Genomic DNA, 17,920 nt, shown 5'->3' with positions numbered 1-17,920 from the left:
ACCATTGGTTTCTCTAAATCTGAAGAAATGCACGACAAAGTGATAGGCACATTCATTGAGCGTGAGTTCTACAGATGCTAGTTCAACAAGTTGGCGTCATGACCAAATTTTCGCGAGATTGGTTACCAGATGGATTTGAAGATCTTAAAGAGGAGTGTTATGAAGCTATATCGCCAACATTTAAGCAGAATCATAGTGATGGCTATGAAAAATACTTAAAAACGTCAGAAGCCGCCGTTAATATAAACTATACGTCTCATCCGTTAGTTCACTATATAAAAACTCAAGACAAAAAAGGTTTGTGTCATCACTTAGTAAACGATCAAATGATTCGATGGGTTAAAAAATGAAAAACTCCACAATGATATATAATACTCCGATTGAGATTGGTTCTAGGGTAGCAATGATATTGAATTGTCTCGAAGGCAAAAAATTAGACCTAGATGAATTAGCGTTTCTAGACTTTGTGCTTATATACTCGGAAGAATTTGAGGGGCCGAATAACTTACATCCAGTTGTTCCAAATTACTTGGCTGAACTTCCTCATAAGAGAGCTACGTTACATGAATCGTTAGACTTATTTATTAGTCGTGGCCTGATTGATAAAGTATATGATAGTGACGGTATAGTTTATGAAGCTAACGACCTAACTCATGAGTTTGTCTCTTGCTTGAAATCAAATTACTACAAATTGGCTTGGTCAAATTTAATTTGGATGGAAGATAACTTTGTTGAATTAAAGTTAAAGTATGACAGCAACATCAACTGCGTTAGGGTCAGCGATGATTATTAATAAGATTGAACTGTTGGGTGAAGATAAACCAACTGCGTATTTAGAGTTTAAAGTATGCTTTTGGTGCAACGAATAAACCTAAAAAAATTAAGCAGTCCAAAGGGTATACAGATGTAAAGTTAACACTAGAAGATAAAGGACATTTAACGGTAATAACTCGTAATCTAATAGATGGAAAAAAAGTTACTATTGAAGAAATAGATAAAAAAGGTGTAACTACAACCGAAGAATTGAAAATTAAACACGCAAACGGTTTTAGCAATCTATCCAACTATCTATTAAGAAAGTTTGGGCTTAACGATAAGTTATTACTGAAAGGTAAGGAAAAACTGACTAATTCGTCAATGAGCTTGCGGGTTCTAGAGCAAGTGTTAATTATGGATGAAGCAAGAATAGTAGGTGAGCATTCTCCCCTTGGAAGTGGTGACAATGGCGAGAGAACACTTGAAGCTTCTTTTTTGAGAACGTTGCTTACAAACTTAGATGATAAAGAAGTAAAAAAACTGGTTCCAAAGATTAAAGAATTCAAGAAAAACAATGCGAAGATTGATGAATTACAAGGCATAGTGGACACGATTTATTCGTATGATACGGATATATTGATGAGTCAAAAAGATGAATTATCAAAAGGAATAGCTGGCTTAGAAAGAAAGTATTCCCAAATAAATGATAAGTTTACAAGTTATTTTTCTTCTAGCAAGACACTAATTGATTTAAAGGAAAAGGTGTTAAAGGATATTGATATCGTATCAAACCAGATTAGAGAAGATAAAGTACTAAAGTCTCGTTTTGAACTGTTAACTGTAAAATACAACTCTGATAAAGATAGGTTGATGGCTATTAGTGAATCTACTAGGCAATTTCAAAACTATAGTTACGTTTCATGCCCAACATGTGAGCAAAGTATATCGGAGGACAAAGAGTTTGACACCGAGAAAATGTTATCGGTGTTAGATAGCACATTCGCTGAAATAAATAAAGTGGATTCCAAAATTGAAGATCTTAAAGGCGCAATTTTCGATATTGAAAGCAGTATAAAAAAACAACGAAGAGAATTTAAAAGAGTTAAAGTTGGAAATAGGAAACATCGATAGTAAAACAAAAACCTCCACTTTAACATTCGATATTTCAGAGTTTAATGAAACACATGCAGATATTATTAAGAATCAAAGAGAACTATATAATATCGAACATAAGATTAACGAGAAATCTAGAATTACTGATGAGATAAGCTCGTTAACACTAAAAAACAAAGACTTGGATGTTGAGTATTCCCAATCTGAATATTCAGATGAGCAAATCACGTTCTCAAAAAAAGTCGAGGCCATCCTTAATCGTTGGGGCTTTCCTGACTACAAACCTACTACATACGACAAAGCTACACGAGACTTGGTTATTGGTGATAGCCCAAGAATAGATTTTGGTAAGGGTTATCGAGCAATAAGCTGTTCTGCTTATATCATTGGGTTGATGGAGGCGATGGCGGAACGACATCCTAAATTTGTAGTATTAGACTCTCCGATAACAACATTTAAAGACGCTGACAGAGATGCGGGCGATGAAATTGACCCAGAAGATGAGGTCTCTGAAGATGTAATTTACTCGTTTTATAGCGACCTATGTGATTCCTATCTAGATAAGCAAATTATTGTCTTTGAAAACAGAGAGCCTGACACGTCATTGATCGACAAAATGAAGTATATAAGATTTACAAGAAAAAAGAATGACGGTCGCTATGGTTTTTTTCAAGTGTGATGATTATATGCATCGCCAAGAGCTAAACCCTGATGTTCTACAAACGCTGAAACTGCGTTGAATTTACCCCCGTGATACATAACGAGGATTAACAAAGAGCGCCATCATAATATGGATAGCTTTTATTAGGGGAAAATCGCATTAACAGAATGTGAATGAGTATTTAATCTATCTAATAAAGTGGGCAGATTCGTGTCAGCTAAAACTAGCTGACACGTCGATGGACAAACTGTGTTACACCGCAGGAAGAGATTACATTTCGGATACCCCCTTGTATTGCGATGCACCAGAGATTGCAACCCACGTTTGGTGTGCTAGCGGTTACTTCTGGAGAAGCTAGCAGATGACATGAAAATTATTCAGTTCACTCTTTAACACAAATGGCCTTTGTATAACCAATGTGAGAATCAAGTGGCTTAATATCATAGTCAAAGTATTTCGTTACCACATTTAGTAGGTCACTTATACTGATGTTAGGTACTTCTTCGTAGCCGCTGCTACTGTATATCTCTAACCGTGTATCGCGAATAAATAAAAATCGCTGGCCAACAACCATTGAGAATCGCAACTGGTTGCTAAATGGGTAGGTTATGTTGGTCGAAAAGCGGTTCGCTATACCTTGGCGGATTTCGGCTTCTGGTTTTGCTGCAATATCTATTTCCATTTGTTGCTTTTCGACACCACGTTTGAGGTGGTAAACCGTGATCACACCGTTTTCTATTTCAGTCCTATAGCGCATTCCGTAGCACTCATACACAATAGGGGTTGCAGCTGGAAAGAGTTGAATAGATGGCCAGCCATTGCCAATATCAGCAAAGTAGCGCTGGTTGCCAATTTCAAGCCTTACCAACCGGTGGATCTCTTGCCCGCCAATGCGAGCAGAGTGCAAGTGTGCATCAAGTCCTGCAGCTTTAGCTGCCTCTAAGTAGCTCAGAGTTTTGTCTGAGCAAGTGCCTCCATATGCCGTTGTGGTGGGTAGCACATTGTTGAGTAGGAAAAGGTTATGAAATGGTTCATGCTTGAATTTATCAAGCAATATTTGTTGGGCTAATTGTACTGTCATCTGTGAGTCTCCCCACGTTTAGCAATAGCGGCATCAAACGTTGGGTAGCTAAAAAAGTAAGTATTGTCAGCATCGTGGGTAAATGTCTGTTGCCAAATTTTCTTAAGCTCGACTATTTCCATATTGCCGTTTCGGGTTAAATAGGTCACCACCAACTTGCGTATGCCGCTACCTACATCAAATGAAGTTTTTTTGCGATTAGCGATTTCGGTAGGCAATAAGTGTCCAAAGGTATTCCTAAGTGCCACCTTGTTACGGCCTGCCAAATAGAACTTTTTGTGCTCCAAAGTATCAGCAATATACTTAACCGCACGATCTAAAAATGGACATCGAACTTCAATACTATGCGCCATGCTGCATTTATCTAACCGACGAAGCTCGGTAAAGCGCATGTCGGTTATTAGGTTTGTACGGGTTGATTGCCATTCTTGTTCTGATAGCTGCTCATGGTACCCAGCAAATAGCTCGTCCGCTCCCTCGCCAGTTAGTACTACCTTCAACCCTTCCTTATGTGCTGCCTCTGCTAATAAATAAGTCGCCAAGCCGTTGCTTATGATCGATGGGTTGTAGCTCTCAGTTGTGTAAAGCACTTTGGCAATCAATGCGGGTAACTCTTGCTCCGTTGGCAATGGAATGTAGTGAACTTGTTTTAACCCTAGGTGCTTAACGAGTCTATTAACCATCGCGACATCAGAACTATCAGGATCGCCAAGAACAAAATAAGTGATGTCCTGGCGGTGCTGATTAGCTAATGTCGCAATAATCGAGCTATCCAAGCCACCACTCAGAAAAACACCAAACGGCTGTTTTGGCAAGCGCTTAATAACCGCTTGTTCCATCGCCACAGCCAGACTGGGCGTAGTGTTGGCTGGTGGTTGATGTACTGCTATTTGTGTTAGCTTTCCTGTGGTTAAATCTAGCTGACTAATACCCAGTGGTACTTGCTCGAACCATTCAATGTTTTGCAACGCTTTAAGTTCGCTTACAACAAATAGGTTATTGCCGTCGCGGCCATAAAATAGCGGCTTTTTGCCCATATGGTCGCGCAATAAGTAAAGAGTATGCGTACCAGGTTGGTAGATGAGGCCTGAGTAAAATCCGTCTAACTCTGCCAGTACCTGGCTACCTAATTTGGTAAATAGCGGTGCAATAACATGTGTATCACATTGGCTATTTAGCATTAGGTTGTGGTGTTTAACAAGTTCATCAGCATTGTAGATTTCGCCATTAAATGCCCCAATCAAATCGCCAGCTTTGTATGGTTGACGACCAGCGATACTTTCATCATTGATCGCCAAACGAACAAAACCTATAGCTAATTGATTGCTTACCCAGCAGTGCTGGTCATCTGGCCCACGATGAGAAAGCCGAGCTAGAGTGGCAGACATGCTTTGCTCCGCAGTGTCGCCATAGAGTAACGCTATTCCGCACATAGTTGTGGTTCTTTGTTATCCCGTAACTGGCCGCGCAATTGCACTAACAACTCGCCTAGTCGGTTTAATCCAGTACCATCCCCTGCGTCGCCCCAGTAGCTGTCATTACATGTATGTTCGGCTATGTTACGTTGCTGTGTAGATAATAATAACTCTTTGAGATCAGGGTGCTGGGTAAACTTGGCTGCAAGTGCTTGCCACATAACCTTTTCTTTTACGTTGTGCCAGTTAGCTTGGAGGTGCTGTGATTCCAGTTGATCAGCAATTTGTTTAGCTAACATCGGGCTCGCAGCAGAACGAACTCGCTCTTGTAGTACGGGTTCACTAAACTTTTGTGCTTGGTAAAAGTGCTCTGTTGTACGCCAAATTTTGCCATGAAGATAAACAGCATGTTGCGAAAAGTTGGAAAACTCTCCCCACGTTTGGTCGGAATGATAAAAGTGGATTGGGCTGGTATTATCATGTTCAAGGCCCAAGGGCAGGCAGTGTCCCAGTTTGTCATTCTTACTCTGTAAGTAGTCTGCATTTTCGGGGCGCACTTGTGGGTGAGTATTAACAACTTCTACTGCGATACCAGCTTGTTCCAGTGCACGTCGTTTTCGCGGGTTGTTTGACACTAGACGCACTTGTTCTATTGCCATTTTTTTTAGCACTTTGATAGCTGGCGTGTAGTCGCGAATGTCTTGTTCTAAGCCCATAGCTTGGAATGATTCAGCGGTATCTAGTGCCTCAGCCTGCATTTTATATACTGCTTGAATCTTCTTCGACAGGCCTTGACCACGCCCTTCTTGATGCAAATGAAAAATTATACCGCTTCCGTCGTGTGCCATAGATTTCATGGCTTCGCGCAATTGGTCTGCGCAGTCACAGTCGCGCGCTTCGAATACTTCTGAAGCCAAGCATGAAGAATGCAATCGCACCATTGGCTTACTTCCTAGCTTATTAATATCGCCAAAGGTGACCACTCGTAGCAATTCGTTGCCGGTGTCATACATTCTGAATGTGCCATGTGGTGTAGGTAGTTCACAGTAATTTTTATAAGGCATTTTTATTCTATTGTCTCAACAGTTTTCTGGTGTGCATTTGCAAAGCTAGTACTCTGCGGCACTATTTGATTTAAAAACTCACAAATATGGTGCTCGTTCATTTGCTTAACCTGAGCTTCTAGTTTCTCAATCATGGCAGGGTTAAAGGAGCGAGTAAGGTATTCACACAGCTCCGTGAGTTCTGGAAACTTGGATAATGCTTGTGCCAAGCCATTAATTCGATAAAAGCTGTGTTTTAAACGTGCAAGACGAGTGTTGCGTGCTAATCTAGTAGCTTTCCAAACGTTGGTAATTTCAGCTGGAGTAAAAACCAGATTATGCTGTTCTTTTGTAAGCAAAAATTCTTGCAGACCAGCATACAGTGCTGATCCCATGATCTCATCCTGTACCTTCTCCAAGTCCAGAATTTTCTCGTTTTGCACGCGGCCGGTGTGTTGCACAGGAAAAGGTGCACTTTTAATACTTAGCCCATGGTGATGCTTATTAACTATTGCCCAAACCATATCTGAACGGCGCGCTTCACGGCCATTAATTTTAGGAATTAGGTTGGGTGTTTGTGTTAACGCCTTAGGATTTAGTACAAAAGTATTGCCACCACGATTGACAGTGTCTTTCATTGCCATCAGTGGGTCTGCAGAGCATGCCGGGATTATACTACGAGTAAGCGGAAAGCCCGTGACCAACAATGGCGCATAAGCAAACAAACGTGCACGGGCTTCCGCTACAGTTTCACCTTTGTAAGCGGGTTCAAGCCAAAATGGAACTTCAACATGGGCCGAATGTTTACGCGATAAGTCGTAGTAATAATCGGGGTACTTATTTCGAAGTATTGTGTTTTCGTCGCTGCGGTCAGGCAGTTCAATATTGCTTGATAGTGTATCTAGCCAACGTAAGTTATGCAGCAGGTCTACCAGCTGACCACGTAGGCCATTTAAAGGAGGATTGGGTGAGGAACCTTCATATTGCCCAATCACAACATCAATACCCTCTTGTTTAAATCTTGGTAACCAAGGAAGGTACTGCTTTGCACGCGCATCTAGGCGCATGTCATCATCAAGAATCCAAGCAATGCTATCCGGGTTCGCTTCGCATTTTAACCCAACGTACTTTTGCAGCATACTGCGTGCATGTGCGATGCCCACCTGCCCCCTCTGGCGGTTAGCTAAGCCTGAACCAAATAAGCCACTTTCGGAGTCTTCTACTTGTTGTGCTTCGGTAATTATTCGCACATTGCCGAGTGGGCGCTTGCTATGCCCCAAAACTGCTTTCAAAGAGCTAGCCGAGCAACCGTTGCACAAAACAATGGTGCTTACCTCAGATAAAAAACCACACTGCGCAAGTTCGGCAATGCTGTTAAGCAATGGTAATAATTTATGTGCGTCCCCTGTAATCACGCCGATAGTTAATGCAAAAGGTGCTGACAGCTCTGCTAGCGGAGCCAGGGGCAACCTGACTTGCTGTGCTTGCTTCAGGTTACAGTCAATACCGGTTAATCGTTGGCGAAACGCTTGATAGCCCTCCATCTCCGGCATATTTGTGGTATGCAGCGATTGACGCATTAAGAACTTAAGACATGGATGATCCGCATGATGAATAGTTAGATAAGCGCGCCGCGCCATGTGTTCAAAACCCAACTCATTCCATGGCCGAATACCCGAGCCATAATCAATCAACTTCACTTCATTCTGGGTTTTGATCAAGTTTTTCGGATGAATGTTATTACATACAATACCCGCTTTACTGCAACTATGAAGTAAGTTAATCACTTGTTCGCAGTGGCCACCTTGGTAAGGGATGCTCACCTCATAGGGGTAAGTGAGCACTAAGGTTTTGCCATCGGAAATGACTTCATCGAGGGCATATAAACTAGGCAGATCACGCCATTGTGAACTGTCCTGCTGTAAAAACTTAATTTGCTCAGCAGGTATACGCGTTTTCCAGTAATCAATACACTTAAAAACGCGTTTACCGTCAGTCATTACAATGGCTTCAGAGCCAATACCAAGCAGTTGTAGATCGTCGGTGTCGATACAAAATAGCTTATTGATACGAGCACGGGCTTCGTCAGTGCGGCACTGTGTTATTTTCTGAACTAGTTCTGTTTGCTGCTTTTGGAACTGCTCATTAAGGCTGTCGTCGCACAGCTGACGAGCACCTAACTCTGTCAATAGTGCTGAAATAACGTTTTCATTTTTACCGTATGGTTGCCCTTCAGGTTGCCAACCTCTTAATACCCATGCGCTATGGCCAATGTTCTCTTTGGCTACAAAAGCAGTAGCCGTTTCAATACATGTTTGTTGAGCGCATAAATTGTAGCAAGTGATTCCCTGTTGCCTCACAAATTCAAGAAACGCGCTCAAATCGTTCAAGTCCAAATCTTGAGTTGCAGTTAAGACTAGGTTAAAGCCAACTAGATGCTGTTGCCCTACTTGGTGAATTCGCTCGATGGCTTGGCTTAACTTACTAAACGAAATGCTTCCTAACTCAATGCCAAGTGTTAACGCAATTTGAATTGCCGGCTTTGATGCTATTTCCGATGATGTTTCTGGTTTCCAGTTAAACAGGCTCTGCGCACGATTAAGAAATGCTTCACGCTGCGCGTTACTCATGCGCCCATGATACTTCTGCCAAAACGCTGCCAAACCTTTTTTCTTAGCTGGTGAGTTTGGTGTGCTAAGCCGTTGGCGATCACTGTCTGCATAGTGATTTAACAGTGGTTCATTTATGCTGTAGTAGCGGATCACTTCTAATTCACAGAGACGTATGCACAAATCACGATCAGTGCAGCTTGGTAGATGCTCATCAAAACCGCCGGCCATCAGCATTGTATCGAGTGATAAGAACAGGTTAGAACCTTGAATACCCGGATTGCCCCGTAAGAATAGATCTTCATTTAATGACTTAGGTGGTAAGCACTCGATAGGCCGCTGGTCAGTACTTTCATAGCGGAAGAATCCCGCAGCCACCATATTGCAATGGTTTGAGCTTACTGCCACTAAGCTGCTTTCTAAATAGTTAGGATGCCATTCATCATCGTCATCTAGGAATGCTAGAAACAGCGAATCATGTCCCTTTCTATGCTGGCTGCTCAGGTAATCTATTGCCGTATTCCACGATCCACTAGCACCATGCGTTCGCTGATTTATCAAATATTGAATATGGTAGTCACTCGATGGAAGGGATTCGACAATTAACCTATTTTTTTGCTGAGTTTGTTCTGAAGAGTCGTCTACTACGATAAGGAAGTTCGGTAACCTGGTCTGTTTTAATACCGAGTTTAGTGCTCGTTGTTTTAATAGATTGGGTCTATTTTTGGTCGCAATAATTACTGCTACTTGCGGGACGTTCAAACCTTACTCCGTTACTACTGAACAACTAGTTACACCTTTGATAATGACCTAGCTAGCTTTAAAGTTTTAATGATCGGCAGATCATTAATATAACTCGAATACTTGTCAAGAATTGAGTTCATATTGACGAGCTAAGCACTAGGTTGAGCATAAAGATGCTCGTTTTTTATCCAAGATTACGATTTCTGATATCATCCTGTAGTAGTAACCACTCGTCTTTTTCCAGTTCTCATTGCTACCACCGATACGCTGATTTGCCACAAAACAATTCCTAAAGTGTCCGGATCACAATAGGCAGCACCAGCGCTTCAAAAATAAGCGATTGCGCTTAATAGCTTGAAATTAAAACGTGCAGTAAACAAAGCTTTCAATTACTTGTGAGGGACAATCATGAGTCAGCTATGACTCATTGACTTGGTACTAGACAAACTTCGTTAAAATTTCGACTTAATTCGATAGAAGTCAAATTAGTAAAAGTATCAAAAGTTACCTCTAACTAAGTGACCAAATTAGCTTTACCACTTCGACATGTGCAAGATGACCACACACTACTCTATAACTTAGGTATTTCACGATAATCAGGGTTCAACAGATGCTCAACGCAAGCTAAAAAGACTTCGTCGTTTCCTTTTCTAACTGCATCAATCGGTCGTCCTATATATCGCTCTGTCTGCTCTTTCGCTTGCTTGCCTAGCTCAAGCATCTCCTCGAATGAAACGTCTTTTAATCTTGCAGCGTCAGGATCCGTACGTCTGAGTGTTACGCTTAATTCTTGATAGAGCCAGAAACAGATGTCCCAAGCGCTTCTACCTGAATTCAATAAACGCGGCAAGCATAATTTAAGCACTTCATGAACAACACCTTCATCAGTAAACTGAAAAGTCGGGAACTGCCTCATACCATTTACTTCCATGCATAGAATTTGATTGAGCTGGATAAGGGATGTGATATCTGCACAATAAGACGATAGCTCATTAGTCAGTAGAAAATCGTGGTCAGCGATGAAGGCCGCTTTCTTCTCTTGAAGCTTATGTTGTAATAATTTCAGGTTGTCTAAATGCATTGATCTTGATTCCTCATTATAAAGAACTAAGCTTTCGTAACCATTAAGTATCTTAGCTCAACAACCTACGGGAGTAGATAATGGCAAGAATACGGCTAACAATGACCATTGTTCTTTTTTACATATTCTATAGCAGCTTTAAGAGCATTAATTTTAGTCGATAAAGTAGCAAGTTTTTTATCGTGCTCACTTTTAAATAGCGAGAGAGTACTTGATATTGCTGGATTTTGAGTACACAAGCCCTCATATGCTATCAGTTCTTCTTCTAAATCTTGAAAAGTGTTCTCACACTCGAGTAAGAGCATTTCGAGATCTAGCTCTGTGCTTTTATCACGCATCCAAAATGGCAATTTGTCAGTGCGAGTCAATTTTGTACTGCTTCCATCTGCATACTTTAATATCCAAATTGACTCATGCATATCATTTACTTTTTGGTAGATAAATCGGCCAAATTTGCCTTTATGAGAAATCGTGAGAAGGTTATTTTCAACTAACAGCCTTACTTTTCGTGCAACATATGCTTTTGCAGTTTGTCGATTTACAGGAACATTAAGCTGCTGCAGATAACTCTGCGTTAAATCGAGAATTGTGAACGAGTCGACTCCTTTCAAAGCTTGGTAAAACTCATTACGAACTGTAATTTCGGGTTTATGCGTAAACATATTGATATTATTAACAAAAAAGAGGATTATAGTCCGTGGTCATCTATACATCAAGTTGAGATAGTCAGTGTTATGTTTGCAACTTGATAAGTTATTGATGAACAAAGATCTTGCAATTGAATTTGGTTTGTTAGTTCGGAAGATTCGTAAAGAAAAAGGCATTTCCCAGGAGCACCTAGCATTTATTACAGGTATTGATAGAAGTTATATGGGACGGATCGAAAGGGGAAAGGTCAATGTAACACTTGAGAAGCTTTACCAGTTAGCAAAGGCGCTTGAGTGCGCACCATCAGATTTACTACCTTAGTAGTTAGTAGCAGACCAACGCAGTCAATGTTATGTGTTGTTAGGTTACTTTGCTTTTTTTGAAATAACTTACTATTTTTAAAGGTTTTGTTTAATTTCCTGATAACGCGGGATGTTTCAAAACTTACCGTATTTTTACCGCATACAGAAAAGCCCACACCTAAGTGTGGGCTTTTCCTAAAGAATTCTTGGAGCGGGCAGCGGGAATCGAACCCGCATCATCAGCTTGGAAGGATTATACCCACCCGTGACTTAAGATCGACATTAAGCGTCAACCCCATATTATTCAATAAGTTATTTATCAAACCGATACATCCATAAAACCCCATAAAAAGCCAGTTATTGCGGATTTATCACAAAAATGGTCACCTAGTTTCGTATACTGAATGTACATTTTTAGCACTAAGGATGTGCGATTATGGCCAAGATCATACCTGACCGAGACAAGAAAAAGTTATCAATCAGCGTTCACCCGGCTGCAAAATCAGCGTTTGATTTCTTTAATAACCAGGCATTCCTCTTCGATAAAACACTGTTCACTATCGACGTATTACGAACACTGAACCAATACTCAACACTCCATGCGGTAGAGCAAGAAAGAGGGAAAGTGCTGCTGTTTTCAGGATTTGAATATTTCGGTTTTGACTTATCAAATACAAATTTTGAAAAGTGTATAATTATTGCTCACCGAGATATAACGGACGATGATATTCAATTGCGCGTATGGGTTAACGTTACACGGACTCTCCTATCATCGTTACAGCCTCAGCAAATCGAATCCTTTAGAAGACATTTTAACCAGTTCGCCCCCAATGAACTTGTTCAACTTTTGAGTAGTAAGAATAAAATTAGTCAGCCTCAATTAGCCAGGTGGACATCACTATCACGCAGCGGATTAGCACGGCAAAAAAGTCGAGAATCAGATACCAATAATTGCGAGCCACAATCTCCACCATCCATTTTTGATATGCTGATCAAGGAGGGTACTGATGAATAGGAAAGAGATTGAAGAAAGATTCAAAGCTAGAAATATTGATGCTTTCTTTAAGAAACTATTTCCATTCTCTGCTTATGAAAATGCAGCTATAGCTGAAGAAGTCATTCGTCTATGTAACCTATTAGCATCGCATCACAGTAATCATTTTGGCGAGCTATCCTTTCTGCTAAATGAATCCCTGGACAGAAAACAACCAACATCACTTTCTCCAGAATTAGTCCTACACAAAATAGCTGACAGCCGGCAATTAGGCGTTAAATATATCCCTGCTTTTGCGGCATCAACCTTACTTCGTACTTCTTACGACAGAGCCAAATTTGACCAATACAAAGCTTTAACATTACTCAGCATTACTCGATTAAGCTTCATGGGTAAACATGACGCTAAAGTCAAAGCAATCTGTGATGAAGTACGGCTCTTTGCCAATGGCCAAAGAGAAGCAATGGCAGGTTATCTTCCAGACATTAATAAGTACTCTTTCCCCGAGCTTGTTAAACAATTTACCCAACTGACAGATAGAGAAAAGTCCCCCATTCAGTCAACCCGTATTATCAATCAACTTGAGCACTATCACCGACCATACCAAGCCAGCTTTCAATGGTCCGAAGGATATACGAGATCCGTTACCACCAAACAGTTCCTACAAGCGGGTACATTAACTGTCAGTCCAAGACAATACTTGAATGACGAGGGAGATTCCCTCATCGAAATTAAGCAACTTCATTTCGGCCCCAGGAAAAATGAAATCTGGCAAGATGAAGACGGTTTAGGAAACGATAGCCGTAGTCTAACTATCGTTACTAGCCCATCCAGCATCAACAAAGACTACAGCCTGGAAGTCATGAAAGCCCGTGCTATTCAGGCACGTATCAGAAAGAAGAATATGCATCTTCCGTGCGATATTTACACGTTCACCAACTTTGAAGTTGCATGTCTAATACAGGCCTGTCTCAAAACCATTGAGGTTGGCGATGCCAATGAAGAGGGTAAAGCAAAGCTACTCATGCTGATGCTTTTAATGGGTAACACAGTTGAGCAAGTTAGAAAAACAAAGGTTCAGCGATCTACTCACAAGTCAGTCTGTGGCTTTAAACGGAAGCACAATCTGCCCACCCACAAACTCAGAACAGAATTACACCCCATCATAGAAAAGGTCTCAGATAATCTGTCACTCCCCCTTTCCAAACTGCTTACGCAAGGGAGAAACAGCTTTCGATTTCCTGATGTTGGGGAAAAGGAGATAAAAGCCTACCTACAGGCCATCAACCGAAAACACCATACCCATATCACACTCACCAAAATCAGCGGCCACCTCAAACAAAAACTATCACAAGAAGAAATTGATCCTGTAATCATTGAAATCATCTGTGGCACAGATATCAGGGCTGTTCCTGCCCTGTTCTATACTCAACTGCCTTACTCAAGCATCCTTCATACCTATCAGCGCTATATCAAGTTCATTGCCTCTGTTAGCCAAAAGCCAGAATTGGGCATTTTGAACGATGTAGCAGCCCAGGATAATATGCTTATCGGCTCACCACTACACATCCAAACAAACATCCTCAACTCACTGTTTAGTCACCTCAATAAGCAGATTAAACAGTCATTGCACAATCCATCTTTGAAGTTTTCTGAGGAATGCCACAACCTGGTGACCCTATATACCCAATTAATAATGGGACTTGCCTGTGGTTACCGTCCGGTGACTGGGTGGTTCGGTAAGTTAGAGCACTTTCATTTAGCGACGGGCGAATGCTGGATTTCAGACAAAGAGAAAAGTACCGGCGATTGCAGCCGAGTCATAATACTCCCCAAAACCGCTCTGGAAGTATTAGAGCGGTACTTAACATACGTTGAACAAACCGCCATACACTATGGCAGTGCAAACCAAACTATCAGCTTCAGATACCATTCCGTCCTCAACAGTCAGGAGCATCTTTTCTTTTACCGAGAAAAAGACCAAATCCAGGAAACCATTCCCTCAGCCTTCATCGCATTGGTTGATCCCATTTTCCCCCTGCAGCCTAACTGGCCTCGACATCATATCCGCTCATTATTACTCGAGAAAGGTATCCCGTCAGAGTTGATTTCAGCCTGGATGGGACACCAGGGCACGGGAAAGCATGCTTTCAATCAATTCAGCCACCTAGACAGAAAGCAAATGAGAAAAATTAGCCAAGAGATAAATAACCACCTGATTGAAATCGGTATAGAGGGAAACATATGGTAAGTATCGGTATCGAGGCGCGAGAATCCAATCGACTAAAAACTATCGAAAATGTCAAACGACATACTCTGCAACTGCTGGACAAGTACTTCCCAAACCCCAGAAATCAACCTACCCCCGAATTGTTCGAAAACAGCTGGCTTAAATTTATCAGTGAATTAGAAAAAACATTTGGCACCCAGAGCGACTACCGCCAGGCCTTTAATACTGCAATAAGAACGGTTAAGCGCTACCGGGAACAATTCCGCTGGAAAGTTTCTCCCCCCACCTTTCTTGTCACACATAAAGAGCCTACACAGTTAAGAACTTTGCCGTGGCTCAAGGCTGCCTGGGCGGTTCATAGCTTCTATGAAGAGTGGTTCAATAACGGCCTGCTTAGTAAAAAGCTGCATGACCCCACCGATATCTATCAATCAATGATACTGTCCTTGATTTTTCATAGCGGCCAGTGCTCGGCATATGTCATCACTGCATTTTGTCATGAGCTAATACAAGGCCCTATCAAGCTTCAGCATTGGCAAAACCATGTCTTTGCCACACTCACATTGGAGGACAGCAAACTCAACACTAATTGTTATGTGAATGACGAAGCGAAGACTCTATACCATTGTTACTTTCATCCGGTTACTTTGGGGCTGATCAGGTTATGGATAGCAACGAATAAAACAGACTGGATACCACCAAAAAATTCAAAAGAGCTATTTAAAACCCTATGTGTCGGTATCACGCCACCAGCACACTTGCCCACATCACTGGCAGATTTCTGCAAGGCCGCAATATACACCTGTGAAACCTTCGACGGTGTCGAACTCAGTGAAGCGCTTGTGGAGTACCGAATTGGGCGAACAAAGTCCTACGCACTCCCCCCAAGCAATCTCCCGCGAATTATTAAGCCAAAGGTAAATCAGGCATTAAACAACCACTTCTATCAGTTCAAAAAAGACATCACGATAGAACGCAAAAGTCTGGTCACTTCGTCTAAAGGACGAACAAACGGTATGCCTGCACTGATAAAGCAATGCCTTGCAGATAATAATCCAAATCAAAAGCTCTCGCCTAACCGCTTACGAGATAACCTTGAAGAGTTAGCCGCAAACATCGAGCTATCAGAAGCAGAGTCGGTACTCATCCATTGGTTTATCTATAAAACATGGTCATGTACCACATCAACCCTCAGACAATACAATGCAAACCTCACCAGGAAATGGCTGTATATTGGACAGGAGTGCGAACTTTCAAGATTATCATCAGAAGAGATCGATCAACTTTACAAGAACCTGGTCTTTAGCCATAAATCCGCTAAGTCCCAGAAGTACTTCGCTATGCGGCTAAAGGATTTGCATGGCTTTGCTGTCCAGAACTACAGCTTTCCGGAACTCACCAGCGGCTATTTTCATGTCGATGCTGGTCAACAGCACACCCGCTCTGGATTTATCGATGAGGGACTGTTCTCTGCCCTACTTAACAACATCCAGCAATTGATTGATTTAAATAATGCCGAGAAAATATGCCTGCAGGCTCTATGTATCCTTTCCTATCGATGCGGCCTTAGGCTGAATGAGCTGAAAAAGCTCCAGCTCAAACACATCGAAGCTTCCGCGACCGGCTGGATGGATATTCGGGAAAACCGGTTCGGTGATAACAAAACGGCCAGTAGCCTAAGAAAGGTGCCGCTTTTTCCTCTGTTACTTGAACATGAAAAGCAGATAGTCAGTAAACACTTACAATCAAAGATGACCGCACGCACATCTATGGGTAACCTGGTCTTCACTTTTGGCCAGAGTATCAATCAGCCTTTCGACACATTCCTGGTATCGAACTTTGTCAGTGAAACACTCAAAGAACTCTCCGGACTATCTTATCTGGTCTTTCACCACCTAAGGCATAGCTGCTTCAGCCGGTTACACCTTCTGCTGGAACTTGATGATGAACTTAATGATATTCCTAATATCGTTCCCTACAACAAACAGCAACGCCACAAAGTCCGCTATACCATCACAGGCAAGTCACTGCAAAATGGATACTACTCCCTCGCCGCTTTTGCTGGCCATGAATCTCCGGAAATGACGTTTTCCCACTACTTACATTTTTCCGACTGGATAGCCGCCACCAAGATCAACAAAGCAATATACAGCCTCAGTCAAAAGCAAGCCGTTCAACTAGGGCTGTCATCGAGACGGCACCACCGGCACCTACCTAATGACTTGCTCCCCTACCTCATCAAGAAATTAAAAGTTGCACCTGTCCAGACAATAGTGAAAGACGGCATAACACCCACTCAAGTAGACACCGGAGCAGACACAAAAATAATCAGCATCCCTGTTTGTTATCAGGTACTGGAGCAGTATGAAAACGGGATAAGTATCCAAGAGATAGCCTACAAATACCGCATCGAGCAAGAGACTATCGACAAGTGGTTAGCAAACGCCCACTACATCAAATCACTGAAAACGAAAACAGGTAAACAGCGATCCCGTCATTTCTCAGAAGCCCGTGAGCACCGATTACTACCGGGTAAGCTGAAATCTGCAGCAGAAAACAAGCTCGTCAACAGAGCCATTGCAAAGCTTCGGCATAACTACCGCAGCCAAAAGGCAGAAATCACAGAGATGCTTCTCTATGCCTTAAATCACACCAGTGAAAGCAAATCAGGCATCTATTTCAATAACCCAGATGTCCTAGCCCAATTCATTAAAACCTTCCATTTCATGGTTCCCAAGTCATCTTGGCGAGCCATCACCCTGTATCACGGCAATAGTATGATACGTGAGGAATGGGAAAAAGCCCTTCAAGGAATCAAACAACGTCAAGGGAAGAAGTCGTCTCCACACAGCAAAGCCGGCATAGGAGCCGTACGGCTTGAGCTAATCAGTCCTGATGAAAAGAAAGTCACTGAGAAAACAGGTCATAGCAAGCACTCATCGCACCTGCTGATTTACCTGATTCATATGATGGGGATTATGATGTTGAAATTGTAAGTCTAAAATCGAACCATTTTCGGTTTTGTTTACAATTTCTCTACATGGCAATCATATACCTCTTTTTATGATACCAAGGGTTATTTGTACTGCTTTTTAAAATTTCAATTCACGCGGAGCGATTATGAACCACTACTATCCCCTCCTTTATATAGGTAGGATTTACCAGCAGGATCTAATAACCCGATATCTACCCTGACGTTATCGACGAATCTCAGCACGACGACGCTGGCAAAAAAATGGAAGT

15 protein-coding genes are annotated in these 17,920 nt (G+C 41.8%); 9 read left to right on the top strand and 6 right to left on the bottom strand.

From position 1 onward, the window contains the following. The 5 genes from Q0852_RS11165 to Q0852_RS11145 all read left to right on the top strand — a co-directional run. Window positions 1-81: IS1 family transposase (locus tag Q0852_RS11165; protein WP_299018109.1), on the top strand; the 81-nt coding region annotated here is incomplete at its 5' end. After that, window positions 75-350: an ABC-three component system protein gene (locus Q0852_RS11160; protein ID WP_299018100.1), complete on the top strand. Its 276-nt coding sequence runs from the start codon at window positions 75-77 to the stop codon at window positions 348-350. The genes Q0852_RS11165 and Q0852_RS11160, both read left to right, overlap by 7 nt. Next, a complete protein-coding gene (locus Q0852_RS11155; protein WP_299018099.1) occupies window positions 347-793 on the top strand; it encodes an ABC-three component system middle component 2 in 447 nt (148 codons plus the stop codon). Before Q0852_RS11160 ends, Q0852_RS11155 begins: the two co-directional genes overlap by 4 nt. Before the next feature lie 377 nt (window positions 794-1,170). Next, the gene (locus Q0852_RS11150; RefSeq protein WP_299018098.1) at window positions 1,171-1,887 is read left to right on the top strand and encodes a hypothetical protein; all 717 of its coding nucleotides are present in this window, start codon (window positions 1,171-1,173) and stop codon (window positions 1,885-1,887) included. Next, window positions 1,865-2,548, top strand: coding sequence for a hypothetical protein (locus tag Q0852_RS11145; protein WP_299018097.1), 684 nt, complete (start codon window positions 1,865-1,867; stop codon window positions 2,546-2,548). Before Q0852_RS11150 ends, Q0852_RS11145 begins: the two co-directional genes overlap by 23 nt. A gap of 364 nt (window positions 2,549-2,912) precedes the next feature. Here Q0852_RS11145 and Q0852_RS11140 read toward each other — a convergent pair whose 3' ends face one another. The 6 genes from Q0852_RS11140 to Q0852_RS11115 form a co-directional block, all read right to left on the bottom strand. Then, the gene (locus Q0852_RS11140; protein ID WP_299018096.1) at window positions 2,913-3,611 is read right to left on the bottom strand and encodes a hypothetical protein; all 699 of its coding nucleotides are present in this window, start codon (window positions 3,609-3,611) and stop codon (window positions 2,913-2,915) included. Further along, complete coding sequence (locus Q0852_RS11135) at window positions 3,608-4,999, bottom strand: asparagine synthase-related protein (RefSeq protein ID WP_299018095.1); 1,392 nt, start codon at window positions 4,997-4,999, stop codon at window positions 3,608-3,610. Before Q0852_RS11135 ends, Q0852_RS11140 begins: the two co-directional genes overlap by 4 nt. Window positions 5,000-5,031: 32 nt before the next feature. Continuing rightward, the gene (ribA, locus tag Q0852_RS11130; protein WP_299018094.1) at window positions 5,032-6,090 is read right to left on the bottom strand and encodes a GTP cyclohydrolase II RibA; all 1,059 of its coding nucleotides are present in this window, start codon (window positions 6,088-6,090) and stop codon (window positions 5,032-5,034) included. A gap of 2 nt (window positions 6,091-6,092) precedes the next feature. Beyond that, entirely contained in the window at window positions 6,093-9,440 is a 3,348-nt protein-coding gene (locus tag Q0852_RS11125; RefSeq protein WP_299018093.1) for a glycosyltransferase, read from the bottom strand. 553 nt (window positions 9,441-9,993) lie between these two features. Continuing rightward, complete coding sequence (locus tag Q0852_RS11120; protein ID WP_299018092.1) at window positions 9,994-10,503, bottom strand: hypothetical protein; 510 nt, start codon at window positions 10,501-10,503, stop codon at window positions 9,994-9,996. Between the two features lie 95 nt (window positions 10,504-10,598). Continuing rightward, window positions 10,599-11,165, bottom strand: coding sequence for a hypothetical protein (locus tag Q0852_RS11115; RefSeq protein ID WP_299018091.1), 567 nt, complete (start codon window positions 11,163-11,165; stop codon window positions 10,599-10,601). Between the two features lie 97 nt (window positions 11,166-11,262). Between Q0852_RS11115 and Q0852_RS11110 the strand changes: the two genes are divergently transcribed. The 4 genes from Q0852_RS11110 (at window position 11,263) to Q0852_RS11095 (ending at window position 17,673) form a co-directional block, all read left to right on the top strand. Further along, a complete protein-coding gene (locus Q0852_RS11110; RefSeq protein WP_299018108.1) occupies window positions 11,263-11,472 on the top strand; it encodes a helix-turn-helix transcriptional regulator in 210 nt (69 codons plus the stop codon). A gap of 417 nt (window positions 11,473-11,889) precedes the next feature. After that, a complete protein-coding gene (locus tag Q0852_RS11105) occupies window positions 11,890-12,468 on the top strand; it encodes a hypothetical protein (RefSeq protein ID WP_299018090.1) in 579 nt (192 codons plus the stop codon). Continuing rightward, window positions 12,461-14,698: an integrase gene (locus Q0852_RS11100; protein WP_299018089.1), complete on the top strand. Its 2,238-nt coding sequence runs from the start codon at window positions 12,461-12,463 to the stop codon at window positions 14,696-14,698. Before Q0852_RS11105 ends, Q0852_RS11100 begins: the two co-directional genes overlap by 8 nt. After that, window positions 14,692-17,673, top strand: coding sequence for a tyrosine-type recombinase/integrase (locus Q0852_RS11095; protein WP_299018088.1), 2,982 nt, complete (start codon window positions 14,692-14,694; stop codon window positions 17,671-17,673). The genes Q0852_RS11100 and Q0852_RS11095 overlap by 7 nt, the downstream gene beginning before the upstream one ends. Window positions 17,674-17,920 lie beyond the last annotated feature (247 nt).

Origin of the sequence: uncultured Photobacterium sp., from assembly GCF_947502415.1 — a bacterium.
GTDB lineage: Bacteria > Pseudomonadota > Gammaproteobacteria > Enterobacterales > Vibrionaceae > Photobacterium.
Note: the sequence above shows the minus strand (reverse complement) of the source record. Positions and strands in the feature narration are given on the sequence as shown.

Excerpts from the sequence above, each read along its gene's own strand:
- Q0852_RS11160 (WP_299018100.1), top strand. The coding sequence starts at position 75 with ATGCTAGTTCAACAAGTTGGCGTCATGACCAAATTTTCGCGAGATTGG.
- Q0852_RS11155 (WP_299018099.1), top strand. The coding sequence starts at position 347 with ATGAAAAACTCCACAATGATATATAATACTCCGATTGAGATTGGTTCT.
- Q0852_RS11150 (WP_299018098.1), top strand. The coding sequence starts at position 1,171 with ATGGATGAAGCAAGAATAGTAGGTGAGCATTCTCCCCTTGGAAGTGGT.
- Q0852_RS11140 (WP_299018096.1), bottom strand. The coding sequence starts at position 3,611 with ATGACAGTACAATTAGCCCAACAAATATTGCTTGATAAATTCAAGCAT.
- Q0852_RS11135 (WP_299018095.1), bottom strand. The coding sequence starts at position 4,999 with ATGTCTGCCACTCTAGCTCGGCTTTCTCATCGTGGGCCAGATGACCAG.
- ribA (WP_299018094.1), bottom strand. The coding sequence starts at position 6,090 with ATGCCTTATAAAAATTACTGTGAACTACCTACACCACATGGCACATTC.
- Q0852_RS11120 (WP_299018092.1), bottom strand. The coding sequence starts at position 10,503 with ATGCATTTAGACAACCTGAAATTATTACAACATAAGCTTCAAGAGAAG.
- Q0852_RS11115 (WP_299018091.1), bottom strand. The coding sequence starts at position 11,165 with ATGTTTACGCATAAACCCGAAATTACAGTTCGTAATGAGTTTTACCAA.
- Q0852_RS11110 (WP_299018108.1), top strand. The coding sequence starts at position 11,263 with ATGAACAAAGATCTTGCAATTGAATTTGGTTTGTTAGTTCGGAAGATT.
- Q0852_RS11105 (WP_299018090.1), top strand. The coding sequence starts at position 11,890 with ATGGCCAAGATCATACCTGACCGAGACAAGAAAAAGTTATCAATCAGC.
- Q0852_RS11100 (WP_299018089.1), top strand. The coding sequence starts at position 12,461 with ATGAATAGGAAAGAGATTGAAGAAAGATTCAAAGCTAGAAATATTGAT.
- Q0852_RS11095 (WP_299018088.1), top strand. The coding sequence starts at position 14,692 with ATGGTAAGTATCGGTATCGAGGCGCGAGAATCCAATCGACTAAAAACT.